27 protein-coding genes are annotated in these 25,299 nt (G+C 39.6%); 1 reads left to right on the top strand and 26 read right to left on the bottom strand.

All coding sequences use genetic code 11. The annotated features are described in order from the left end of the window. Nucleotides 1-5: 5 nt before the first annotated feature. From rpmD to B4B65_RS02940, 25 genes are all read right to left on the bottom strand, one after another. Entirely contained in the window at nt 6-185 is a 180-nt protein-coding gene (gene rpmD, locus B4B65_RS03060) for a 50S ribosomal protein L30 (RefSeq protein WP_002997468.1), read from the bottom strand. A gap of 5 nt (nt 186-190) precedes the next feature. Then, nucleotides 191-694, bottom strand: a complete 504-nt coding sequence (gene rpsE / locus B4B65_RS03055; protein WP_305888081.1) for a 30S ribosomal protein S5 — start codon at nt 692-694, stop codon at nt 191-193. A gap of 27 nt (nt 695-721) precedes the next feature. After that, nucleotides 722-1,084 (bottom strand): 50S ribosomal protein L18, encoded by a 363-nt coding sequence (gene rplR, locus B4B65_RS03050; protein ID WP_181876008.1) that lies wholly within the window; start codon nt 1,082-1,084, stop codon nt 722-724. Next, nucleotides 1,081-1,635 carry a 50S ribosomal protein L6 gene (gene rplF, locus B4B65_RS03045; protein WP_201681428.1) on the bottom strand — a complete coding sequence of 185 codons (555 nt, stop codon included), beginning with the start codon at nt 1,633-1,635 and terminating at the stop codon, nt 1,081-1,083. Before rplF ends, rplR begins: the two co-directional genes overlap by 4 nt. A gap of 20 nt (nt 1,636-1,655) precedes the next feature. Further along, on the bottom strand, nt 1,656-2,057 hold the full coding sequence (gene rpsH, locus B4B65_RS03040) for a 30S ribosomal protein S8 (protein ID WP_232279786.1): 402 nt from the start codon (nt 2,055-2,057) through the stop codon (nt 1,656-1,658). Between the two features lie 133 nt (nt 2,058-2,190). Beyond that, nucleotides 2,191-2,460, bottom strand: a complete 270-nt coding sequence (gene rpsN, locus B4B65_RS03035) for a 30S ribosomal protein S14 (protein WP_002997479.1) — start codon at nt 2,458-2,460, stop codon at nt 2,191-2,193. Further along, nucleotides 2,453-3,022 (bottom strand): 50S ribosomal protein L5, encoded by a 570-nt coding sequence (gene rplE / locus B4B65_RS03030; protein ID WP_003008519.1) that lies wholly within the window; start codon nt 3,020-3,022, stop codon nt 2,453-2,455. Before rplE ends, rpsN begins: the two co-directional genes overlap by 8 nt. After that, nucleotides 3,022-3,363: a 50S ribosomal protein L24 gene (gene rplX / locus B4B65_RS03025; RefSeq protein WP_002997482.1), complete on the bottom strand. Its 342-nt coding sequence runs from the start codon at nt 3,361-3,363 to the stop codon at nt 3,022-3,024. Before rplX ends, rplE begins: the two co-directional genes overlap by 1 nt. A gap of 2 nt (nt 3,364-3,365) precedes the next feature. Then, a complete protein-coding gene (gene rplN, locus B4B65_RS03020) occupies nt 3,366-3,734 on the bottom strand; it encodes a 50S ribosomal protein L14 (protein WP_002997484.1) in 369 nt (122 codons plus the stop codon). Beyond that, nucleotides 3,734-3,988 carry a 30S ribosomal protein S17 gene (gene rpsQ, locus B4B65_RS03015; protein WP_003008522.1) on the bottom strand — a complete coding sequence of 85 codons (255 nt, stop codon included), beginning with the start codon at nt 3,986-3,988 and terminating at the stop codon, nt 3,734-3,736. Before rpsQ ends, rplN begins: the two co-directional genes overlap by 1 nt. Before the next feature lie 13 nt (nt 3,989-4,001). Beyond that, a complete protein-coding gene (rpmC, locus tag B4B65_RS03010) occupies nt 4,002-4,220 on the bottom strand; it encodes a 50S ribosomal protein L29 (protein WP_002997488.1) in 219 nt (72 codons plus the stop codon). A 96-nt stretch (nt 4,221-4,316) separates the two neighbouring features. Next, a complete protein-coding gene (rplP, locus tag B4B65_RS03005) occupies nt 4,317-4,739 on the bottom strand; it encodes a 50S ribosomal protein L16 (protein WP_002997490.1) in 423 nt (140 codons plus the stop codon). A gap of 59 nt (nt 4,740-4,798) precedes the next feature. Further along, on the bottom strand, nt 4,799-5,605 hold the full coding sequence (gene rpsC / locus B4B65_RS03000; RefSeq protein WP_201681427.1) for a 30S ribosomal protein S3: 807 nt from the start codon (nt 5,603-5,605) through the stop codon (nt 4,799-4,801). Between the two features lie 11 nt (nt 5,606-5,616). After that, on the bottom strand, nt 5,617-6,048 hold the full coding sequence (rplV, locus tag B4B65_RS02995; protein ID WP_002997494.1) for a 50S ribosomal protein L22: 432 nt from the start codon (nt 6,046-6,048) through the stop codon (nt 5,617-5,619). A gap of 6 nt (nt 6,049-6,054) precedes the next feature. Next, a complete protein-coding gene (gene rpsS, locus B4B65_RS02990; RefSeq protein WP_002997495.1) occupies nt 6,055-6,321 on the bottom strand; it encodes a 30S ribosomal protein S19 in 267 nt (88 codons plus the stop codon). Next, nucleotides 6,321-7,145: a 50S ribosomal protein L2 gene (gene rplB / locus B4B65_RS02985; RefSeq protein ID WP_201681426.1), complete on the bottom strand. Its 825-nt coding sequence runs from the start codon at nt 7,143-7,145 to the stop codon at nt 6,321-6,323. Before rplB ends, rpsS begins: the two co-directional genes overlap by 1 nt. A 6-nt stretch (nt 7,146-7,151) precedes the next feature. Further along, the gene (rplW, locus tag B4B65_RS02980) at nt 7,152-7,442 is read right to left on the bottom strand and encodes a 50S ribosomal protein L23 (protein WP_201681425.1); all 291 of its coding nucleotides are present in this window, start codon (nt 7,440-7,442) and stop codon (nt 7,152-7,154) included. 1 nt (nt 7,443) lies between these two features. Further along, complete coding sequence (rplD, locus tag B4B65_RS02975; protein ID WP_201681424.1) at nt 7,444-8,073, bottom strand: 50S ribosomal protein L4; 630 nt, start codon at nt 8,071-8,073, stop codon at nt 7,444-7,446. Between the two features lie 4 nt (nt 8,074-8,077). After that, nucleotides 8,078-8,695, bottom strand: a complete 618-nt coding sequence (gene rplC / locus B4B65_RS02970) for a 50S ribosomal protein L3 (RefSeq protein ID WP_002997500.1) — start codon at nt 8,693-8,695, stop codon at nt 8,078-8,080. A 217-nt stretch (nt 8,696-8,912) separates the two neighbouring features. Then, on the bottom strand, nt 8,913-10,157 hold the full coding sequence (locus B4B65_RS02965; RefSeq protein ID WP_293913252.1) for a glycoside hydrolase family 88 protein: 1,245 nt from the start codon (nt 10,155-10,157) through the stop codon (nt 8,913-8,915). Nucleotides 10,158-10,344: 187 nt separating this feature from the next. After that, nucleotides 10,345-12,507 carry a glycosyl hydrolase family 95 catalytic domain-containing protein gene (locus tag B4B65_RS02960; RefSeq protein ID WP_293913251.1) on the bottom strand — a complete coding sequence of 721 codons (2,163 nt, stop codon included), beginning with the start codon at nt 12,505-12,507 and terminating at the stop codon, nt 10,345-10,347. Between the two features lie 94 nt (nt 12,508-12,601). Continuing rightward, nucleotides 12,602-13,858 carry a glycoside hydrolase family 88 protein gene (locus B4B65_RS02955; RefSeq protein ID WP_293913250.1) on the bottom strand — a complete coding sequence of 419 codons (1,257 nt, stop codon included), beginning with the start codon at nt 13,856-13,858 and terminating at the stop codon, nt 12,602-12,604. A 17-nt stretch (nt 13,859-13,875) separates the two neighbouring features. After that, entirely contained in the window at nt 13,876-15,138 is a 1,263-nt protein-coding gene (locus B4B65_RS02950; protein WP_293913249.1) for a DUF2264 domain-containing protein, read from the bottom strand. Nucleotides 15,139-15,281: 143 nt separating this feature from the next. Continuing rightward, nucleotides 15,282-17,111, bottom strand: a complete 1,830-nt coding sequence (locus tag B4B65_RS02945) for a RagB/SusD family nutrient uptake outer membrane protein (protein WP_293913248.1) — start codon at nt 17,109-17,111, stop codon at nt 15,282-15,284. An 11-nt stretch (nt 17,112-17,122) separates the two neighbouring features. After that, nucleotides 17,123-20,395 (bottom strand): SusC/RagA family TonB-linked outer membrane protein, encoded by a 3,273-nt coding sequence (locus B4B65_RS02940; RefSeq protein WP_293913247.1) that lies wholly within the window; start codon nt 20,393-20,395, stop codon nt 17,123-17,125. Nucleotides 20,396-20,575: 180 nt separating this feature from the next. Between B4B65_RS02940 and B4B65_RS02935 the strand changes: the two genes are divergently transcribed. Then, the gene (locus B4B65_RS02935; protein ID WP_293913246.1) at nt 20,576-24,538 is read left to right on the top strand and encodes a hybrid sensor histidine kinase/response regulator transcription factor; all 3,963 of its coding nucleotides are present in this window, start codon (nt 20,576-20,578) and stop codon (nt 24,536-24,538) included. A gap of 386 nt (nt 24,539-24,924) precedes the next feature. On the opposite strand, the gene B4B65_RS02930 is transcribed toward B4B65_RS02935, so the two are convergent. Then, the gene (locus B4B65_RS02930) at nt 24,925-25,284 is read right to left on the bottom strand and encodes a CoA-binding protein (RefSeq protein WP_201681417.1); all 360 of its coding nucleotides are present in this window, start codon (nt 25,282-25,284) and stop codon (nt 24,925-24,927) included. Between the last annotated feature and the right edge of the window lie 15 nt (nt 25,285-25,299).

Genomic DNA, 25,299 nt, shown 5'->3' with positions numbered 1-25,299 from the left:
CAAAATTAAATTGCTTCGATAGCTACTAAGTGATTCACTTTTCTTACCATTCCGATGATGGATGGTGTAGCTTCTACTTCTACTGAGTGGTTGATACGTTTCAAACCTAATGCCTCAATAGTTTTCTTTTGGCGCTCGCTTCTGTCGATAACGCTCTTTATCTGGGTGATTTTGATTTTTGCCATGATAATTAACCGTTAAATACTTTATTTAAATCGACACCGCGGTGCTGTGCCACTGTATAAGCGTCACGCATATTAGCTAAAGCGTCAACAGTTGCTTTTACCACGTTATGTGGGTTAGAAGAACCTAATGATTTTGCCAATACGTCTGTGATACCCGCACTCTCCAATACTGCACGCATTGCACCACCGGCTAGTACTCCTGTACCGTGAACTGCTGGTTTGATCAATACTGAACCACCTGAGTATTTACCATACTGAGGGTGAGGTACAGTACCTTTGATGATAGGAACTTTTACCAAGTTCTTCTTAGCGTCATCGATACCTTTAGTAATTGCTTCAGTTACCTCTTTAGCTTTACCAAGTCCGTATCCTACGATACCATTTTCATCACCAACTACTACGATAGCTGAGAAACTAAAAGTACGACCACCTTTAGTAACTTTTGCTACACGTTGGATACTTACTAAGCGATCTTTTAGTTCAATCTCGCTTGATTTTACTCTTTTTATATTGCTTAATGCCATTTCTTCTTTTGATTAAAAGTCTAAACCGCCTTCGCGAGCACCTTCAGCCAAAGATTTGATACGGCCATGGTATAAGTACCCATTACGGTCAAAAACTACTTTATTAATACCTGCTGCGACTGCTTTTTCAGCCACCAATTTACCAACAGCTTTAGATTGATCTACTTTGTTACCTGATGCTGCGAAATCTTTAGATGCGCTTGAAGCTGAAACTAATGTTACGCCTGCTACGTCATCGATGATTTGAGCATAGATACCTTTGTTACTTCTAAAAACTGATAAGCGTGGACGCTCAGCTGATCCAGCAAGGTGTTTTCTTATTCCTTTTTTGATTCGCTCTCTGCGACTTGATTTATGTCCTGCCATGGTTATTATTTTTTAGCTGATTTACCTGCTTTTCTTCTTAAAACTTCACCTTCAAACTTGATACCTTTACCTTTGTATGGCTCTGGTGCACGGAAGCTACGGATTTTCGCTGCAACTTGACCGATCAGTTGTTTGTCGATAGATTCTAATGTGATAGTAGGGTTTTTACCTTTCTCAGCAGTAGTTGATACTTTAATTTCCTGTGGCAATACAAAAACGATCTGGTGAGAGAAACCTAATGTTAACTCTAATGTATTACCATTACTTGAAGCACGGTAACCCACACCGACTAACTCTTGTGTAGTTTTGTAACCTTCTGTAACACCGATTACCATGTTGTTCAATAAAGAACGGTACAATCCGTGTAATGCTTTGTGTTTTTTCTGATCTGTTGGACGAGTTACTACGATGTTACCATCTTCCTGAGCAACTTTAATGTCACGATCAATTTGTTGTGATAATTCACCTTTTGGGCCTTTTACAGTAACTAAATTTTTGTCAGATACCGCAACAGTTACTCCAGCAGGTATAGCGACTGGCGCTTTTCCAATTCTTGACATCTCTGTGTGTTTTTCCTAGATTAATAAACGTAACATAAAACTTCTCCGCCAACATTCTGAACACGGGCTTCTTTATCTGTCATTACTCCTTTAGAAGTAGATAAGATTGCGATACCCAGTCCGTTCAAAACACGAGGTAAGTTGTCAACACTTGCATACTTTCTTAAACCAGGTTTACTCACACGAGTCAATGTGCGAATAGCCGGAATTTTGCTAATTGGATTGTACTTCAATGCAATTTTGATTGTTCCCTGAACTGCACTGTCTTCGAATTTGTAGTTAGCAATGTAACCTTTGTCGAAAAGAACTTTGGTAATTTCTTTCTTAAGGTTCGATGCAGGAATTTCAACAACCCTGTGGTTGGCCTTGATGGCATTCCTTACTCGTGTAAGGTAATCCGCTATTGGATCTGTATTCATTATATATAAAATTGTGACAATGGTTTCCACAGACTCTTCCGAGTCCTAGACCTTTTGTCGGTTAAAAAATGCAAAACAAAAAACCCTGGTAAACCAGTTTACGGTTTACCGGGGCAAAAGTAAATATTTTTTTTGATTACCAAGAAGCTTTTTTTACTCCCGGGATTTTTCCGTCTAACGCCATCTCACGGAAAGTTACACGAGAGATACCGAATTGACGCATATATCCTTTAGGACGTCCAGTTAGTTTACAACGGTTGTGTAAACGTACCGGAGAAGCATTCTTTGGCAATTTATCTAATGCTTCGTAATCTCCGGCTGCTTTAAGGGCAGCGCGTTTATCAGCATATTTTGCTACCAATTTTGCACGTTTTACTTCGCGTGCTTTTAATCCTTCTTTAGCCATTGTTGTTCGTATTTTGATTTTTGAATGGTAAACCGAATTGTTTAAGCAATTCAAGAGCTTCAACATCAGTATTTGCACTAGTCACAAATGTGATATCCATACCTTGGATTTTATTGATTCTATCAATATTGATCTCAGGGAAGATGATTTGTTCAGTGATACCTAAGTTGTAGTTACCTCTACCGTCGAAACCTTTATCATTGATACCACGGAAGTCACGGATACGAGGAAGAGATACAGCGATCAAACGATCTAAGAACTCAAACATGTTGTTGTCACGTAAAGTAACACGTGCACCGATAGGCATACCTTTACGTAATTTGAAGTTTGAGATATCTTTCTTCGATTTAGTTGCAACTGCCTGTTGACCTGAAATAAGGGTTAACTCAGCGATAGCATTATCAATTAACTTTTTGTCAGCAGTAGCGCCACCGATACCTTGTGAGATAACGATTTTTTCAAGTTTAGGAACTTGCATAACGCTTTTATACTGAAATTTTTCTTTAAGTGCAGTACGGATCTCATCCGCATATTTCACTTTTAATCTTGGTACGTAAGTCATTATTTAATTTCCTCCCCTGATTTTTTTGCTACACGAACAATTTTTCCATCTTCATTAACCTTACGGCCTACACGTGTAGGTGCTCCGGTCTTAGGATCGATCAACGCTAAGTTAGAGATATGAATACCTGCTTCTTTCTCGATGATACCACCATTAGGGTTAGCCGCACTTGGTTTAGTGTGTTTTTTAACGATGTTAGCGCCTTCTACTACAGCTCTGTTAGCATCCACCAAAATTTGTAATACTTTTCCTTGAACACCTTTAGAGTTACCAGCGATAACTTTCACTAAATCACCTTTTTTAATCTTGATTTTGTGAGTTGTTTTTGTTTTCTGTGCCATAATTATAAAACCTCCGGTGCTAGTGATACAATTTTCATGAACTGCTTCTCACGTAATTCTCTGGCAACCGGGCCAAAGATACGTGTTCCACGTGGCTCATCATTATTATTTAACAATACTGCAGCATTGTCATCAAAACGAATGTAAGAACCATCTTTACGACGAATTTCTTTTTTCGTTCTAACTACTACAGCTTTAGAAACTGAACCTTTTTTCACGTTTCCTGAAGGTAAAGCGCTTTTCACGGTAACAACAATTTTATCACCGATCGATGCATAACGCTTACGCGTACCGCCCAATACACGAATTACTAAAACTTCTTTAGCACCGCTATTGTCCGCTACATTTAGTCTTGATTCCTGTTGTACCATTATTTAGCTCTTTCTAAAATTTCTACTAATCTCCAATTCTTAGTTTTGCTCAATGGACGTGTTTCCATGATTAATACCGTATCGCCGATACCGCAGGTATTTTCTTCGTCATGAGCCTTAAATTTAGTAGTTTTTTTAACGAACTTACCGTAGATAGGGTGTTTCACTTTACGTTCTACAGTCACTACGATAGACTTGTCCATCTTATTGCTAACTACTAAGCCGATTCTTGTTTTTCTTAATTTTCTTTCCATTTCGACTTAAATTTTATGCCTCAGAGGCTGTTTCTTTTTTAGCGGCAGCTTTACGAGCACTCAACTCTGTATTAAGACGAGCGATTGTTCTGCGAGCTGCTTTGATTACGTTAGGGTTCTCAATTGCAGAAACAGCATGTGCAAATTTCAATTTGCTAAGGGCAGCTTTTTCTTCTGAAAGACGAGCTGCTAATTCCTCTGTTGATAATTCTAAAATTTCTGAATTTTTCATTTTGTTTCAGTTGTTATGCTGGGTTATCAATTCTGTTTATATGATGCCTTACGGGTAACGGCCGTAAGGCTAAACTATTGACATTACCAACTATTTTTATGCTTCAACGTAATCTCTACGTATCACAAACTTAGTTTGAACCGGTAGTTTTTGAGCTGCTAGGCGTAAAGCTTCTTTGGCAACTTCCAAAGGCACACCTTCTGCTTCAAATAACATACGGCCTGGGCGTACTACTGCTACCCAGTATTCTGGAGCACCTTTACCTTTACCCATACGCACTTCTGCAGGTTTTTTGGTAACAGGTTTGTCAGGAAAAATGCGGATCCAAACTTGACCTTCACGTTTCATGTAACGTGTTACGGCAATACGCGCTGCCTCAATCTGGCGGCTGGTGATCCATGCTGGCTCCAGTGATTTGATACCGAATGACCCGAAAGCTAACTCTGCTCCACGTGAAGCGTTACCTTTCATACGGCCTTTCTGCATCTTTCTGAACTTCGTTCTTTTTGGCTGTAACATGTTCGTATTTTATTTAATCCACCAACTGGTGGACATTTGTTGTAATCTATTAAACTTAATTAACCTCTATTTGCACCACCACGGTTGTTGTTACCGCCACGGTTGTTGTTTCCACCACGGTTGTTTCCACCACGACCACCTTTACGGTTGTTGTTATCACGGTCGCGACGTTCACCACCTTCGTTTCCACCACGTGTTTTTACGTTAGATGTCTGACCAATGTTAGGAGACAAGTCACGTTTACCGTATACTTCACCTTTACAGATCCACACCTTAACACCGATTTTACCGTAAGTAGTCAATGCTTCTGCTAATGCATAATCGATATCTGCACGCAATGTGTGAAGAGGAGTTCTTCCTTCTTTGTACTGCTCAGTACGTGCCATTTCAGCACCACCAAGACGACCAGAACACATTACTTTGATACCTTCAGCACCCATACGCATTGTAGATGCGATAGCTGTTTTCATTGCACGACGGAATGAAATACGTGCTTCTAATTGCTTAGCTACACCTTCAGCTACTAATTTAGCATCTAACTCAGGACGTTTGATCTCGAAAATATTGATTTGAACATCCTTTTTAGTCAGTTTCTTCAACTCTTCTTTGATCTTGTCAACTTCCTGACCGCCTTTACCGATAACGATACCTGGGCGTGCTGTATGTACAGTTACAGTGATGCGTTTTAAAGTTCTTTCAATAACAACTTTTGCTACTCCACCTTTTGCGATACGAACAGAAAGATATTTTCTGATTTTTTCGTCCTCAACCAATTTATCGGAATAGTTGTTGCCTCCGAACCAATTAGAATCCCATCCTTTGATGATTCCTAATCTGCTACCTATTGGATTTGCTTTTTGTCCCATTCTTCTAAATATTAGTTGTTTACGTTATTTAAACTATCTACTACCAAAGTTACATGGTTAGAGCGTTTACGAATTCTGTAACCACGGCCTTGAGGTGCAGGTCTCAATCTTTTCAATTGGCGACCTCCGCCTACAGACACTTCTTTTACAAAAAGAGCGCTATCTTCTACTGACTGGCCTTCATTGTGAGCCTCCCAGTTTTTGATTGCCGATAGTAATAATTTTTCTACACGGCTTGCAGCTTCTTTGCTAGAGTGCTTAAGAATATATAAAGCGTTTTCTACTTTTTCGCCACGGATTAAGTCCACTACTAAACGCATTTTGCGCGGAGAAGTAGGGCAGTTTAATAATTTGGCAGTAGAAGCTCCTCCTATTTGAGCTTTTTCCTGCTCTTTGCGCTGTTTAATTAAAACAGACTTTTTAAGTTTTCTTGTTGCTTCCATTACCTATTATTTTTTCTTTTCTGCGTGACCTCTGAATGTACGCGTAGGCGCAAATTCACCAAGTTTGTGACCAACCATATTCTCTGTTACATAAACAGGGATAAATTTATTCCCGTTGTGCACTGCGAAGGTATGGCCAACAAAATCAGGTGAAATCATTGATCTACGAGACCATGTTTTGATAACTGACTTTTTGTTAGTTTCATTCATAGAAAGAACTTTTCTTTCTAAGTTGTGATCGATATAAGGACCTTTTTTAATTGAACGAGCCATTATTTTTTCCTTCTCTCAATGATGTAACGATTCGATGTTTTCTTCTTGTAGCGTGTTTTGAAGCCTTTAGCTAATACGCCATTACGTGAACGAGGGTGACCTCCTGAAGTACGGCCCTCACCACCACCCATAGGGTGATCTACCGGGTTCATAGCCACACCACGAACGCGAGGACGACGACCTAACCAACGTTTTCTACCTGCTTTACCCAATACCTGGTTAAATTTCTCCTGGTTCGATACTGAACCAATGGTAGCAACACATGTCAATAAGATCATACGTGTCTCACCCGAAGGCAATTTGATGATAGCATATTTACCATCACGAGCAGATAACTGAGCATATGTACCAGCACTACGAGCGATTGAACCACCTTGACCAGGGTTCAATTCGATGTTGTGGATGATAGAACCCAAAGGAATCTTTGCTAATGGTAAAGTGTTACCAATTTCTGGGGCTACTGATTCACCTGCAACCACTGTCTGACCAACTGTTAATCCAGCTGGAGCAATGATGTAACGTTTTTCACCGTCTGCATAATGTAATAATGCAATACGTGCAGTACGATTTGGATCGTACTCGATTGTAGCTACTGTTGCGGGGATATCTTTTTTATCGCGTTTGAAATCTATTAATCGGTATGATTTTTTATGTCCCCCACCGAGATAACGCATAGTCATTTTACCGGAGTTATTACGACCGCCTGATTTCTTGATTTTTACTACTAACGATTTTTCAGGAACGTTTGTAGTTACATCAGAATAATCTGCGCCTACTCTGAAGCGCGTACCTGGGGTAACCGGTTTGAATCTTTTAACTGCCATTTCTAATTATATAGTACTGTAAAAGTCAATAGTTTCACCATCTTTAACTGTAACGATGGCCTTTTTATACTTAGGGCTTCTGCCTGAAACAAAACCTGCTTTTGTGTAACGACTTTTTGCTTTTCCAGCAACTACTGCAGTGTTAACCGCAACAACTGTTACGCCGAACATAGCTTCTACAGCCGTTTTAATTTGGATTTTGTTTGCTCTGTGATCCACTTTGAAAGCATAACGGTTGAATTTTTCCGTTAGAGTTGAAGCTTTCTCAGTTAAGATAGGTTTTTTGATAATTTCCATATTACTTAGCGAATGCCTCCTCCAAAGTTTTAACAGAATCTGTTGTCAATAACAATTTAGTAGCGTTCAATACATCATATGTATTCAACTGATCTGCTGATACTACTTTTGCTTTTTTCAAGTTTCTGCTTGATAAATAAACATTATTGTCATATGCTGGCAATACCAACAAAGTTTTTTCGTCTGCAACATTTAATGCAGCTACCAAACTAACGTAGTTTTTTGTTTTGATGGTATCAAAACTAACTGCGTCCAAAACAACGATATTGTTTTCTTTTGCTTTGTAGCTTAATGCAGATTTACGTGCTAATTGTTTCAATTTTTTGTTCAATTTGAAACTGTAGTCACGAGGTTGAGGACCGAATACACGACCACCACCATTAAACAATGGAGATTTGATGCTACCCGCACGGGCACCACCAGTACCTTTTTGTTTGTGTAATTTACGAGTAGAACCCGCGATTTCGTTACGTTGTTTAGATTTGTGGGTACCTTGACGTTGATTAGCCAAATACTGTTTAACATCTAAATAAATCGCATGATCGTTAGGCTCTAACCCAAATACCGACTCAGGAAGTTGCACCTTGGCACCTGTTTCTTTACCTGATAAATTTAAAACTTTAACTTCCATCTTCCTATTTGTCTACGATTACATAAGAACCTTTAGCTCCTGGAATGGAACCACTAACAACGATTAGGTTTTGCTCAGCATAAACTTTCAACACTTGTAAGTTTTGAACCTTTACACGATCACCACCTGTACGACCTGCCATGCGCATACCTTTGAATACGCGTGAAGGCCAAGATGAAGCACCTAATGAACCTGGAGCACGTAGTCTGTTGTGCTGACCGTGAGTCGCACCTCCTACACCACCAAATCCGTGACGCTTCATAACACCTTGGAAACCTTTACCTTTTGAAGTACCGACTACATCTACGTACTCGCCTTCTTCAAAAATAGTAACGTCAACTACATCACCAAGTTGTTTTTCGTCTGGGAAAGTTTTAAATTCTACCAACTTACGCTTAGGCGTTGTGTTTGCTTTTGCAAAATGCCCTTTTAAAGATGCTGTCGTGTTCTTTTCTTTAGCTTCACCGAAGCCTAATTGAACAGCGGAATAGCCATCTTTGTCTTCCGTACGTATCTGCGTAACCACGCACGGTCCAGCCTCAATTACTGTACAAGGAATATTCTTTCCTTCTTCATTGTACAGGCTGGTCATTCCTACTTTTTTACCAATAATTCCTGACATGTTATAAATTAATTAATTAAAGTCCTTCGAAGCAGTAGGGCTTCGCTCAAGACATACTATCCCCATTAAAGGGATTGCAAAAGTACAAACATTTCTTTAACTATCAAATAATTAGTGAATTATTTTTTTTATTTCCCTTTTCCCACATCCCCAATAAAAAAATAGCGGAAACTTTGTCTCCAAAATTTCCGCTATCCTATTCAAAGAGAAATATCGCTTATTCCTTAATAATAGATTCACCTTTTAACAAGCGCTGATATCTCACCAATGCCTCCACATAATAATAGTCAGCATAAGTCAATGGCACATCTACTTCAGAATTAAGCGGGATAGCGCCTACACTATGTTGCAGGATATACCCTCCAGTCTCTCCGTATGCTGATTTATAAGGAGCTGTCGAGAGATTTTCAAGGATTTTCTCTGCTTTTTCCATATATTCTGCAGATTCTTTACCTTTTGTATACTGTGCAAGCTCTAACAATGCGGAAGTATACAGCGCCGCAGCAGACACATCACGCAGATCTTTATTCTTATACATCTTGCTGTCTGCAGGTATCTTATCCTTATCAAAGTCCCAATAAGGTATTAGGTCTGCTGGAAGATTGGGATTTGTCAATATATATTTCGCGACATTTCGTGCCTGATTGAGATACTTTTTATCTTTTGTTTCACGGTACATCATGGTATAACCATACAGCGCCCAGCCCTGCCCTCTTGACCATGCCGATTCATCAAAGGCACCCTGATGGGTTTTCTTAGCGATCACCTTTCCGGTTTCCTTATCATAATCAATCACGTGGTAAGAGCTGTAATCTTTTCTAAAGTGATTTTTTAACGTAGTATTGGCATGTGTAACTGCTATATTATAATATTGGGGATCCCCAGTGATTCTGGAAGCCTGAGTCAGGAATTCCAGATTCATCATATTATCAATGATCACAGGATAATGCCAGGGTTTGTGATCCCATGAGCGAATAGTCTTAGTCGTGGGATTATAACGTGAAGAGAGCGAATTCGCTCCGGTAACCAACACCTCTTTATAATTGCTGGAGTCACCGGTAAGGCGTAATGCATTTCCAAAACTGCAATACAGCATAAATCCAAGGTCATGCGTACCCTTATTATTCTTCTCCTTTTCAAGAAATTTCAGCTTTTCTTCAGCGTAATTCAATAATGACTTATCACCTGTTCCTTCATATAAATAAAGTAACGTACCCGGGTAGAAGCCGGAACACCACCAGCTTGATCCTGAAAACACTTCCTTTCCGTTTTCAAAGGTCTTTGGAAATTTATCTTCCGGGGTCTGGTTTGCCAGTACTTTAATCTGCTTAGCCGCATCTTTAAGGTTCTGTTCAATAAATGAAGAGCTCAACCGGAGGGCAGATTTCTTCTGACCAAAAGAAGGTGACATTATAGTAAGAGAGAGAAAAACTAAAGCAAGGGCTTGTGACTTAACATTCATGTTTAAAAATTTCAGTTTAAAATTTATGTATCGGTGTTAACAAACAGATGTTGATAACAGGTTTATTTTGATTTTTCCCGATAAATATATCTGATATTTTATGAACTGGCTATACATTATTACGAAATCGTTATCGTGAAATAAAGATTGTAGTAAGGGATAAATATGATGTTTTCAAGCAAACCGGCTATTCGTCTGCGATCAATTGTACCTCTGCCTGTGCCTCCATTTCAAATTCATAGACGGCATCAGATTCTTGAATCAGATTCACCTTACCTTTTTTCTTCCAGCTTATTTTTCCGGAAAGATTAGGTCTGACCTGTATTTTCCCTCCCTTTTCACTACGGATAGTAAGCGTCTTATTCTTCCCATGTTTCCGCACAGCAGATAAAAGAAATGCACCATCCGTCCTGAAATTTTCGAAGAAAACATCTTGCCAGTCATCTGGTATCGCCGGAAATACTCTCACCTGCCCGTTCCAGTACTGGACACACATTTCCTGTATGCTGGCCATGGCTGATAACGGAGTTTCGATAACAGGCCCCGTCTCTGCATACAATGTATTGGCTTTGACATATTTTTTCAACAGTGTTCTTACTGCATTTCTGGCGGCATCACCATCTCCCATCATGGCTTTCATAGAAGCTAATCCGGTATAGGAGTATCCCTGTAATGCCGTATTCATACTTTGCCAGTGATCAATAGAATTCTGGATCAGAGTTCTGTTTTCATGCTGATCCCAATTGATCTCATAAAACGGATAGATCATCATCAGATGTGAATAGTGTCTGTGGGAAGTCGCATAAGGTATATCTCTGGCTATCTTAAATCCATGCTGATCTTTTTGAAAATCAATTAAATTTGAAGCCACTTCTTTCCATTTTGCAAGAAACGGATCTTGCTTATGCAGATCATTATCCATTGAAATCAATGCATGCAGCCCCCAACGCAAAATAGCCAGATCATAATTGGTATCATATCCATACCCGTTAGGATATTCCGGAGAATATGTTTTCACTCCGATGTGATATTTCCCGTCTTCATTTTTCTCTAAAAGGTGTAAATAATAATTGACAGAACGCTTAAGAATTGGGAACAGAGTATTGCCTGTTTTGGCATCCATACTGTACCTGTAATGCTGATAATAATAATACAGCATCCAGGTCAGGTTACCAAGCTCGGCCTGTGCTATTGCAGGAATATCTGTTTTGTTCTCTAATCTCAACGGAACCGGGCTTAACATATCGGGTGAGGATGATCTTCCGATAGCTGCAGCATCACTTCTATAGGGCAGAGGCACATTCTTTGACAGATTCACTACATTTTTATTGATCATACCGAGCAAGGATTCTGAAATATCCAGATGATTGGCTGTATATACAGGCGAATAGGTCAATTGAATATTTAGATTGTGCCAATAGGCCGGCCACGGAGTAGGAGCTGTCCATGGCCCTTGCAGATCAATCGCAGGTTTGTCTCTACGGGTAGCACACGCTAATTTATACAACTGCATCTGATAGAATTGCTGCATCTCGGCATCCGGAATCTGTAAACGGGATTGTGCAAAATAGTTTTGCCACCATTGCCGATGCATTTGTATCGCCTTTTGATTTTTAGGGTTCCATCCTTCAACAAGTTGTATTGCTTCTTTTATATAGGTGTCAGAAGATTGGCTATACCCGATACTTGCTACAATATATTTACCATTTGGTATCTGCTTCGTTTTATAAACTACGGCATAGCCTCCTCCTGCTAGTAATGGCTGATTGTAGACTGTTAAATCTCCCTGTGTTGTTTCTTTTCCTGCGGGATTAAGATCATATTCTTCGGCTGTACCTTTTACAAAAAAAGTTCGTGGACTGATTGCCAGCTCTCCTTTCCATGATAGTTTGTATTTACCTGTAAAGTCCTTATCATCCACTTCAATGAGAATTATATTCTGCTGAGATAATGTCAGCGATTTAATCCTCAGATTTCCTTTACTGGTGCTTATTCCAGCTGTAGCATCCGCATCCATAAGGTTCATCTCTCCCTGACTCGCTGTGATACGGGCATCTTCCAGCAGCAATTCCAGATGACCAACAGGGAGACGGGCTTTATGGATCAGCAGATTGTCTTTATCCTTGCGGTGATCATACACATCCGTTCGCCCCAGATCGATCCGTACTACACTATCCTTTATAAGATATGTCATCGTTCCGAGCAAGCCGTTTCCGGTAAAAACTCCTTCATAAATGGTCTGTCCCAGTTTTGCAAGCTGAACCTTTGGCTGGTATACAGAAGTTTGCTGCGCTTCAATATTATGGATCAAACCAACGATCAAGAATAGTAAACTATATAGATTTCTCATAAAATGGTTTATTTGGATAGGCTTCTTTATATAACTAAGTTACAAAGCAGATCATGCAGATTAGCTTTGTAACTTAGAAAATACGATATCTGTGTTATTCTTTTATGATAGACATTCCTTTTAATAACCGGTCGTAACGGATCAATGCTTCTATGTAATAATAGTCTGCATAAGTCAAAGGGACATCAATTTCTGTATTATGCGGAATTGAACCTACACTGTGCTTCAGGATATATCCGCCATTATCTTTATAAGCAGCTTTGTAAGGTGCTTCTGAAAGACTTTGAATCATTTTTTCGGATTTTGTAATATAATTACGGCTTTCTTTTGCTTTGGTGTATGTACTCAGTTCTAATAGTGCTGAAGCAACTATTGCCGCTGTGGATACATCTCTCAGATCTTTATAAGGAATATATTTACTATCTGCCGGTAATTTATTCTGATCAAAATCCCAGTAAGGTACCAGATCTGCCGGAAGATTGGGATGAGTCAAATAAAATTTTGCGATATGACGTGCCTGATTTAGATAACTCTTATCTTTTGTCTCCCGATACATCATGGTATATCCATATAATGCCCAGGCCTGTCCTCTAGCCCATGCCGATTCATCAAAAGCGCCCTGAGCTGTTTTCTTGGCAATAACTTCACCGTTTTCCTTATTATAGTCTACCACGTGGTAGGAGCTGTAATCCTTTCTGAAATGGTTTTTCAAGGTGGTATTGGCGTGGGTCTCCGCAATGGTTAAATATTTAGGATTGCCCGTTATTTTTGAAACCTGTGATAAAAACTCCAGGTTCATCATATTATCAATAATGACAGGATATGACCACTGCTTACCATCCCATGAACGGATAGTCTTTGTTACAGGATTAAAACGACTTGCCAAAGACTCCGCTCCGGTAGAAAGTATCTCTTTGTATTTTGCAGAATCACCTGTAAGTCGCAATGCATTACCGAAACTACAGAATAACATAAAACCAAGATCATGTGTAGTTTTGTTATTCTTTTCTTTCTCCAGATACTTGAGCTTTGACAAACCGATGTCTAATAAAGCTTTGTCCTGTGTTCCTTCATAGAGGTAAAGTGCTGTACCGGGATAAAATCCGGAACACCACCATCCGGAACCCCAGTTCACATATTTACCGTCTTTATATGTTGTAGGAATATCTGATTCTTTAATATTCGATTCTAAAAATTTGATCTGTTTAGCCGCATCCTGCAGCTGTTCATTAACAAAAGCTTCTGTTAATTGAAGTGTAGGAGCTTTTCGTTGTTGTGCGTTAACTGAAAACGCCAGAGCGAGTGTTACAAATAAAAATAATGGAGATAAGTGCGTTGATTTTAAATTCATAATATAGAAATACGGTTTTAATATGTAACATGATAATCCTTAGGGAATGGCTCACCTTTCCAGACCTTCTGGGAAGTCCACTCCTGTGCAGGGGTTGTCCAGAATTCATGATCGGCAGGTAATCCAAGCGGCAGGAAAGATAAGGAAGCCATATACATACTACCTGCATTAGTATAGTAATCTGCCAGATTGCTTTGCCTGTTTCCTACCAGCCCCATTGTTAACCAGCCCTTTGAAGAGAAAGTTCCTTCGACAAAAACATGCCTCTTAACAGCCGTCAGGGAAGCTCTCAGTTGTCCATAAGTGAGATCTTCAGGCAATTTTTGCTCTAAGATAAGCTGAGCCAAGGGTTGAAAAGCTGCATTCCTATACGTTGATGAACGACCTACAACTACAAAATAACCATCCGGGGAGATCATTCTATCGAGATGATGGGCATACCGCTGCATTCGTTTATAAGCCCGGTCATACAGGGTCTGATATTTTTTATCTGCAGGAATATTTTCCCGCAGCACATCCACTAACATAGAATGTATAACATAACCATTGTAATGATCAAAACTAAAAGATGCTCCGTCACTATACCATCCGTCACCGACATACCAATCCTGATCAAATTTCTGAATGGCATAATCGATCTTTTCACGGACACATTCTTCACCTATTTTATATAAAAATGTTTCCGTCATCGCAGCAAACAGCAACCAGTTGCTTTCATTTGGTTTTACACGTCGTAAGCCTTTCAGCTCTTTAATCACATTTGCCTTTGTGCTGTCCGGCAAGGGTTCCCACAGGGCTTTAGGTGCACGCATAAAAGACTGTACAAGATATGCTGCATCCACCAGCGGCTGCGACGATTTGGTGTTCCATGTGAAATAATCCGGAGAATTTGGATCCATCCCATATTGAATACCTAATAAAGCCTGCTTTTTTCTTTTCTCCCTAAGTTTTCCTTCTGATGAGTTATCTGCCGGAAGTGCCAGCCACGGAGCCAGACCGGACATCAGCCGGCCAAAAGCCTCCAGATAGCCTACACCCGGATCCCGTGAATCAAAAATGGGACTCACTTCCATAGGCATGCTTTTACGCAACTGCTGTTTACTGATATTATCCAGTATCGGGGCTGCCATCTTATCCAACAGGGAAACCCAGTACTCCCGGTCATTTAATCCTTCCTTAGCGATGTTCAATACTGATCTGTCTGCCTTTACGGACACTGTCGGAATCATTGCTCCAACCCCTATACCCCCAAGTAACTGCAATAATGATCTTCTTTTCATTTTTAGTGTTTACATTAATGATTAATTGATATCTGCCGATGAACGGACATTTGGAATATCAATATAAACAAGTTTTTCAATAGATAGAGAAATCTGAAACACAGACATTGTAACATCTGTGTTTCAGACTTTTACTTATATTATTACCAACCGTTATTTTGCGTCAACGCTGTATTACGTTGTCTTTCAGTTTCAGGAATTGGCCATACCAGTAACTGATCTCCCAGATATGTATAAGGGTTTACTACAGCTCCCCAGGGTTGTTTATTTCCGCTTTTAGATGCAAATACCTGAGTTTTCAACGTTTTCCAACGAAGCTCATCAAAGTAGATTACGCCTTCCGCAAACAACTCTCTGCGTCGCTCATTCTGAATACGAATTCTTAAGTCATCCTTTCCGGCAACGGTAGTAGCAGCCGAGCTGTTCAACAATCCTACTCCTGCTCTGGCTCTTACTTCATTTACCTTATCTGCTGCAGTACCGGTTTCTCCTTTTTCATTAAGCGCTTCTGCCCATAATAGTAATACGTCAGCATAACGGATCACAGGGTAATCAATATCTCCGGAGGTACGGTTCGGAATCGGAGGCGCTCCTCCTTCATACACAAACTTTCTGGGTAAATAATAAAACTGGCTCTCTATATCCGTTCGCAGATCAAAGACATTATTCAACTGTTCAATATGTGGCCATCGGGACGTGAAAGTCTGATTAGCACTTCCATTCATACCAACGAAAGTAGAATAAGGCAAAATAATATTGGCTGACAGACGAGGATCTCTATTGGCATATGCATTTTTCAGTCTATCCTCATTTCCGTTATTCAAATACTGACCAAAATCTAGTCCCTTTGCGACCAAATCATTATACTTAGCAGGTTTGTTATTCGCTGTTGCAACTTGCTGAACATTATTACGCACGAAGTAAATTTCACGTTTTGCCGGATCCATCGCGTTGTAGCCCGCAATAATATCATCCCAGTTGAATTTACTGCCATCTTTATTCTCATACAGATCCACAAAATCAGGACTCACCAGATAGCTGTCCCAGTTGGAACCGAAAGCAGAGCGGGAGCCGAAATAAAACTGAGTCGTGGAACCATATCCGTTTACAGCAATATTCTGAATAGAGAAAATCATTTCGTCAGATTTCTCATTGACAGCAGTAAACAATGTTTTGTAATCTGCAAACAGCTTATGGCCGGCATCCTTGACTGCCTGAAAATCGGCAATTGCTTTATCCCAGTCCTGCAGATACATATACACTTTACCGCGTAATGCATAAGCGGCAGATTTTGTGATACGACCGAAATTACTGCTTCCTGCAGGGAATTTAGCTGGCAGATTAGGTTCATTAATACAATCCGTCAGATCTTTCAGAATAAAAGTCCAGACTTCCTGCTCCGTATTCCTTGGTTTGGTCGCTTCATTATAGCTTATCGGTGTATCATATATAGGCACTCCACGATATAACTGATTCAATCTGTAATAATGAAATGCTCTTAAAAATTTTACTTCGGCCAGTAGCTTTGCCTTTTTTTCAGTAGCTGACGGAGATATATTTGTTATTCCGTATATCGCATCATTTGCCCGGTGGACTCCTTCATACAACTCTCTCCACACATCTCCGAATAGCGCAGTAGACGGATTGGCGGTTGCATTCAATAGCGGATCAGCATCTCGGGGAATAAGTGTATTTGATAACCTGTCATATTGATACAGTTCTCTGTGATTCGTCCCTCCGGTACTGATTCCTTGTCTCAACGCCTGATACACACCATTGACACCTAAATCCGTAAAATTATCTGTAGTCCACATTTTATCTTCCGGGACTTGCGTGTTGGATGTTGCATCCAACAGATCTTTCTTACAACCTGTAGCAGTACTTAATAATCCGAATGCGATTATTATACTCCATTTATTACGTTTATTAAATAAATGATTTTTCAACATTTCAAATTTCCTTATCGATTTCATAACATTCATTTTTAAAATCCAAAGTTTAGACCAAAAGCATATTGCTTCATTGTAGGATAATTGGCTCCTGCACCTATCTCAGGGTCAGCTCCCGGGAATTTGGTAAACATCAGCAAGTTTTCTCCTGAAAAATAAACTCTCAGATTCCGGATACGCAAACGCTCCGTAAGTTTATTGTTAAAGGTGTATCCGATCTGCAGATTGCGAAGCTTGATGTAATCGGCATCATATAGATAGAAATCATTTGCAGCATTATTTATCGCTTCACCGTTATATTTCAATCTGGCAAATTTTCCGTTGATATTGGTTCTGGGATCCGAAGGATTGGCAGGATCGTAGAAATAATGATCTTCAGCAATACGCTGTGAAATAGCATTCCCATCCCTGACAATATTGTTATTGTATCCTTCATCATTCCAGTAATACTGCAATTTTCCTTCTCCGGCCCATATCATCTGCAGATCAAAGCCTTTATATTCAAAACCAAGACTTATACCATATACATATTTCGGAATATTAGATGTGTTTGTAAAATCCTGATCATTTACATCACCATATACCTTATCTCCATTCAGATCCGCATAGATAAAATCACCATAGTACAATTGTGATTTCCCTAATACATTGACCGGAGCAAATTTGTATCCTGCGGCCTGCATCGCCTGTGCCCATTTGTAATCGTCTTCTGTACGAATCATTCCGTCGCGGGGACCACCAGTCACATTTACTGATCCGTCTCCATTATAATAACTTCCGTCTCCATTATATCTTTTTCTTAAAAAATACTCCTGGAAAAGATGCCCCTCCAGATTTCGTTGGTTTGCTCCGACAGCATTAGAGACATTCCCGATATTTGATGTATATGTATTTACACCATTCACCTCCGACCAACCTCTTACTAATTGTCCCTTTAATTTCTCGACAAAACTTTTATTGTAGGCGATATTACCACCGATATTGTACCGTACTTCGCCAATCTTATCTTTCCACATAACATTCAGTTCTATACCTGAATTTTTCATAGATGCCGAATTCACGATCGGAGCTCCGGTTGTACCTGTCGTCAGTGGCAATTGTTCAGGAATGAGGATTCCAGAAGTCAGTTTGTTGTAGTAACTCAATTCTACATATGCTTTATTTTTAAATGTAGAAAACTCCAGACCTACTTCTTTATTTTCTGTCTCTTCCCAGCCTAACAATGAGTTACCGAAACGGCTAAGTTCCAAAGCTCCGACCTGCGTTCCTCCGAAGGAATATTGCGTATTGCCGTAGAAAGCTTTTGCAGGAAAGTAGTTTTCAAGATTAGGATCTGCATTATTCCGGTCATTACCCAGCTTACCCCATGAACCTCTTAATTTAATATTCTGAAAATAGGGTTCAACTCTTGCCATAAAAGGTTCTCTGGAAACATTCCATCCCAGACCAACTGACGGGAATGTACCGTATTGTCTGTCTTTCCCAAATTTGGAAGAGCCATCACGTCTCAGATTAAATTCAACCAGATACCGTCCGTCATAATCATAATTAAGTCTTCCGAAAAATGAACGCATTCCATATGCATACTCATTTCCGGTAATATCAGACATTTCATTACCCGTACCAATATTTGTAATAGTAGGATCTATCACTCCCTTTTTAGTAGCAGAGAATGTATAGTACTTGAATTCAAATTCATTATGTCCGATCAATGCTCCGATATTATGTTTATCAATAGCCGTTTGATAACGCAATACATTATCAATAGTGACAGTATAGTCCTTATTAAAAGATTGTGATAAAGTCAGGTTAGCTGTTGTATTACCCGGAAAAACAATTGAATTGGTCGCAAAACTATATTTGTCCGAAGGCATACTGTTCGCTGTTTCTTCACGGAAACGGGTTTGATAGTTTAGCTTTGTTTCAAACGTTAATCCTTTCATCAGGTTTACATTTGCAAACAGAGTGGAGTTAAAGTTGGAAACTTTATCCATCCCCCGCGGATCGTACAGATATTGTAAAAGGTTGTTCAACTGCACAGACTCTTCACTCGCTACTGCACCTCCGAATTTGCCATCATACATCGGGTATACACCCGGTGTTGATTGTCTCAGAAAATTATAAAGTGTAGGTACTGCAGCTTTATCTCTGTTTTCTATAGAAGCGAACGTATTCGTTCCCACAGTTATCATATCACCGATCTTCGTACTGATATTTGTTCTAAGTTCATATTTCTTTGCACCCGTATTCTTCATAATACCGGGATTATCAAAGAGCCTTCCTGAAATAGCATATGTCGTCGTCTCAGAACCTCCTACAGCGGAAATATTATGACTCTGAATCCAGTTTTGACTATAAATCCAATCTGTCCAGTCGGTATTAGGATAAGCTATATGATTCGGCAATCCGGAAGGAGCCAATACACCATTGGGATCGGCATTAGCCTTTCTCCATAGATCTATAGTGGACTGAGCATATTTAGCTGATACCCCTGAGTTAAAAGTTCCCTCATTCATCAGCTCCATATGCGTTGCATAATCTGACACAAATTTCGGGCTCCCCATAGGAGTTGTTCTGGACATGATACCGGAGTAGCTAAGCTGCGTTTTCTGATTTGCTTTACCTTTTTTAGTTGTGATCAGGATTACTCCATTGGCAGAACGTGTTCCATATATAGAAGCAGATGAAGCATCTTTCAGTATAGAGATACTTTCGATATCATTTGGATTCACCGCATCCATTGTTCCGACAATACCGTCAATAACGACAAGTGCGCTGGAGTTATTCATCGTTCCTACCCCTCTGATCCGGATATTAGCACCGTCACTCCCCGGGCGGCCGGTACTTTGTTTCACTTGCACACCAGAAGCCAGACCGCTCAAAGCGGTAGATACATTCGTCACAGGTCTGTTTTCGATCTGTTTGGAATCTACCGTACTTACAGATCCTAAGAGCTTTGCTTTAGATTGTGTCCCGTAACCTACGACGACGACTTCATCTATGACAGATTCCGACCCAGATAGCGTTACGTTGATTTGGACACGTCCGTTAACAGATTCTTCCACTGCATTTTGTCCTACATACTTATAGATCAGGACATCATTGGGGTTTACCAGGATCTGGTAATTCCCTTCAGCGGTAGTTGATGTAGCCACATTTGTACCTTTTACAGATACAGTCACTCCTGCCAAAGCGAGACCCTGGGTATCTTTTACCGTTCCTTTGACTGTTACTTTTTGCTGCGCAAATGTAATAACAGACATACTGATCAGCCACAATAGGGCGAGCCATTTGTAAATGTGATTCATAAAAATTGTTTTAGTTTATAATTGTCAATAGGTTATAGTTATAACCAGGCTTATAGTCCAAAATTAGAACGCAACCTTAGTGCAGAAGGGGTATTTTTTAAAAAATATAGGGGTAGTAATTCATTAAAACGTAGATTTACAGCATAAATCTACAGTAGTACATCGATTCCGTAAAAATCTATGACAACATTTATCTCCATGGAAATGACAAAAAAAGTCTTTGCTCATATACTTGTTATATGGGGTATGCTCTCAGGGGTTGGTGTTACTTTATGTACCGCTCAGAATCCGATACAATTCAATCATCTCCATCAGAAAAAGGGATTGTACCGAACGCCTATTCTAACTATAGTCCAGGACAGGAACGGATTTATGTGGATAGGAGGTGGATCTCAGCTTTATAAATATGATGCCGTCAAATTTGAATCGTACGTAGGTGGAAATTATCTTAAGGGTAATCCTTATATTACAGCTCTGGCAGTCGACTCGAATAATAATATTATTATTGGCACAGGAACCGGTCTTTTTATTTATAATCAGGAGGTCGGAAAATTTTATCCGCAGACCCAAAATCTGACCAGCACGAATATCACCACCATTCGGGTATTGCACAATTCGGATATTCTTATCGGAACCGACAAAGGATTAAATCTCATCTCCATCCATCAAAAAGATACCTTATGCCGTCAATTTCTAAAAGGACAACATATAAAAGCAATTACGCAAGATCATAGAACTAAAAATGTGCTTATCAGTTCTATAGATGCTGTATATGAATTTGATACCAGGTGGAAAAGTCATATGCTGGCGGCTGTTGTTCAAAAGGTATACAAAGAGCATAAGGATTATATCACCAGCATGCTAATAGACAATGGCCATATTTGGTTTGGGACATTTGATTCAGGAGTGATTTTATATAATAAAAAAGATCAATCTTTTAAGGAATGGAATGAAAAGAATTCTATACTAACCAGCAATCGGATCCGAAAGCTGATTTATGACGATGACGGACAGCTCTTGATAGGTACTCTTAAAGGATTGACCGCTCTCCATGTGCAAAGCCAGCAGCTAAAGACCTACAAACATCAGATCGATAATCCATCCAGCCTGAGCCAGAATTCCATCTATGATATCTACAGGGATCGGCAACAAATTATGTGGGTGGGTACTTATTATGGTGGAATTAACCTGATCTATCCTTCCAAAAACCCTTTTTATATCTATAAACCGATGGGAATGACCCATTCGATCAGCAGCAATATTATCAGTAGTCTGGCTGAGGATGAGGACGGTTACTGGGTCGGGACAGAAGAAGAAGGGCTAAATTTTATAAGCAAGTCCGACGGATCTATTAAAACTATTAATAAAGAATTATCATCCAACCTTGTTAAGGATGTTTTTCTGCATAACGACCGTATCTACATCGGGACTTACAATGGCGGATTCAATATACTAAACAAAAAAACAGGTCATGTTGATATTTTTCTACTAGATGAAAAGAGAAGAGTGAACTTTATCAACAATGTATATGCCATATGCAAAGACAGCAGGGACAACCTCTGGATAGGAACGAATGCCGGCTTCTATCTGTATGACGAATCCAACCGAAAAATCAGCAAAACATATCCTGAAATTGAAAAGCTTTTTGTCACCAACATTTTAGAAACAGCTCATCAGGATCTTCTGGTAAGCAGCACCTCAGGCCTTTATATAAAACGGGCGTCGCAGGATCATTTTTCACTTGTGGAGGGAACAAAAGACATCTCCATAAAGAGCCTGTCTGTAGAAGAGAATATCGCATGGTGCGCCAGTAATACCGGTAAAATAATACGATACGACATCGCCAAAAAAAGTATTTCATTTGTTCCTGTCAAAAACGTATCCACGTTTTTAAGTGTGATCAAAGCCGGAAATAATCTTTGGATAACTACACAAAAAGGATTAATTTCCTATAACCTCAAAACCAAGGAGGAGCATCTGTTGACCATCACCGATGGCCTCCCTTCTGATGAGTTCAATGAAAATTCATATCTGATAAGCAAGGATAGAGAGCTTTTTTTCGGTACACTAAATGGATTGGTAAGATTTGATCCTTCCAAAATCATTTATAACAGTAAGAAGCAAAAAGTATTTTTCACAAATCTTCGTCTTTTCAATAATCCCGTATATATCGGAGATAAAACTCAGCTTCTGAATAAAGAAATCAGTCAGATAAGACATTTGGATTTCAGGTATGATCAGAATGTTTTCGCTCTTGATTTTGCACTCCTTAATTTTGATCGTTCTGAGAAGAATCACTTCGCATACAAAATAAAAGAACTGGATCCAGACTGGATTTACACAGATATTCCGACTGCTACATACATGAATCTGAGTCCGGGCAGTTACACGCTTCTGATCAAAGGTGCTAATAATGATGGCATATGGTCCGATGTCAGTTTCCTATCTGTTACCATTCATCCGCCCTTCTGGAAGACCTGGTGGGCTTATTTACTTTACTTCCTGATACTGGTTGCGATTATATATTTCCTCAACAGATTTCTTATAGAACGTGCTCTTCTGATAAAGTCAGAAAAAGATCAGTATGCGAAGATCAATTTCTTTTCTTACATATCACACGAGATACGTACTCCATTGACACTTATCATCCATCCGCTAAAGCAATTACTAAAGAGTTCAGCTGTTTCGCAGGATGTACAACATAAATTACTTGGTATTGAGAAAAACACGAACCGGCTCTTATCTCTAATCAACGAACTTTTAGACTTTAGAAAAATAGAAGAGAATACACTGCAATTGAATGTCTACAATTATGGTCTCCAGACTTTCCTGGTAGAAATCAGCAATGTTTTCACCGAACTTGCACAGGAAAAAGACTTACTCTTTACCACGCAGATGGACAACATGGAAACAGATGTCTACTTTGACCGCATTCAATTTGAAAAAGTTATTTACAATCTGATCTCCAATGCCATTAAATACAGCAATATCGGAGGGGAAGTTGCTATTGCATTGACACAGGATCAGAAAGAGGTAGAGATTAATATCAGCAATACCGGTCTGCCCATACCTGAGGACAGCCTTGACAAAATCTTTGAACAATACTTTCGCACAACCGACAGTCAGATTAATTATGACGGGACAGGTATAGGGTTAGCATTATCCAGACATATTGTACAATTGCATGGCGGACACATACAGGTACATCAGCAGCAGGAAGTCAACAGCTATCAGGCAAAAATCATCTTCACAATCAAACTGCAAAAAGGAACGGAACATTTTGAAAAGCAAAATAATGTAAATATCCTCCACAAAGACAAAATCTTTGCTGTAGTACCTTTTGAAAGTCATAACCGAAACCCTGTAGAGGAGCACAGTAATCTTTCTATATTGATCATAGAAGACAATCCGGAATTGAGCAATTTACTGGTTGATATGTTGTCCGGTCTATATCGGGTGTATGTTTCATACAACGGACTGGATGGTGCAGCCAAGGCTGAAGAAGAAATACCTGATCTTATTCTAAGTGATATTATGATGCCCGGATTATCAGGTCTGGATTTGTGCAGCAAGCTCAAATCAGAACCCAAAACAAGCCATATCCCTATTATCCTGCTCACAGCATTAGGAAGTATCGATAAACAGATCAAAGGGTTAGAACAAGGAGCAGATGCATATATTACCAAACCTTTTGACAGAGATTATGTATTGCTCACCATCCGCAATCTCCTCACTTTGGCAGAAAAGAACCGGAAATCGTTCAGTCTGGACAAATTTATTGAGAAGCGGTCAAAGAATAAACAGCAGGAAGACGAACTTTTGAGCAAGGCTATAAAAATCATTATTGACAATCTTCCCAACGAAAATCTTTCAGTAGAATTTCTCTGCAGGGAGCTGGGTATGAGTCAGCCGGTACTTCACAAAAAGCTGAAAGCTATCACTAACCTCTCGTTGATTAATTTTATCAAATCGGTAAGAATGAATCAGGCGGCTAAAATGTTAAAGACAGGATTATATTCTATTACGGAAGTTGCCTATGAAGTAGGATTCAGCGACCGGAAGTATTTCAGCAAAGAGTTTAAAAAGCATTTTGGGTCTAATCCTTCGGATTACACAAAAGAGGGTGACTCCAATCCATCCTGATACAAAGGGTAGAGACACAAGCACCGCTACACTCATGCTTGCGCCAGAGGAAGAATAAAGGTTAAACCGAACTCTCCAAGGAGAGATCCCGGTTTTCCGGGAGAGAGGTTAAAGACTGATATGACAACCATATACTTCTGCTACTTAGTGCCACTTCACCACTATACTGTTGGTGGAGACACTAACAGACGCAGCTAAAGCGTTTGCCGGTGTCCGCACCGGTATATATAAAGGCCCAAGCTATTCCCGGATGGATAAAAAACCATCTGTATTAAGACCCAAAATTCAGGTCAGGATATCTTATAAAAAAAGGTCTGCCGGGATAATCGGCAGACCTTTATTCTTTAGAGACATATACGGATGTATACACTCCAATTCAAAAATCGTTAATACTGTCCTGTACTTAACAGAACCAATGTACATGCATTTTCTACCTCTATACCTTTTTGTTCTGCCAGTTGAGCCAGCTCGCTGTTTTCCGCTCCTGGATTAAAGACAATACGTCGGGGAGCAGTCTTCAGGATGTAGTCGTATAAAGGTTTTTGATTTTGAGCACCCATGTACATGGTTATAGTATCAATATCGGTATGTATAGTCTCTGCCGGTTCTATTGCCTGTTCAGCTACGACACCTTTCTTCAAACCTACATTTACAATATCATGCCCAAACCTTGTCAGCATATGAGCGGCTTTATATGAATAGCGTTCCGGATTAGTACTGGCACCTATTATTAATGTTTTTTTCATACGATTCTCCTATCT

This window comes from Sphingobacterium sp. UBA5789, from assembly GCF_002418355.1.
In the GTDB taxonomy this organism is placed as follows: Bacteria; Bacteroidota; Bacteroidia; order Sphingobacteriales; family Sphingobacteriaceae; genus Sphingobacterium.
The sequence above is the reverse complement of the archived record's forward strand: the minus strand, read 5'-3'. Positions and strand labels throughout refer to the sequence as shown.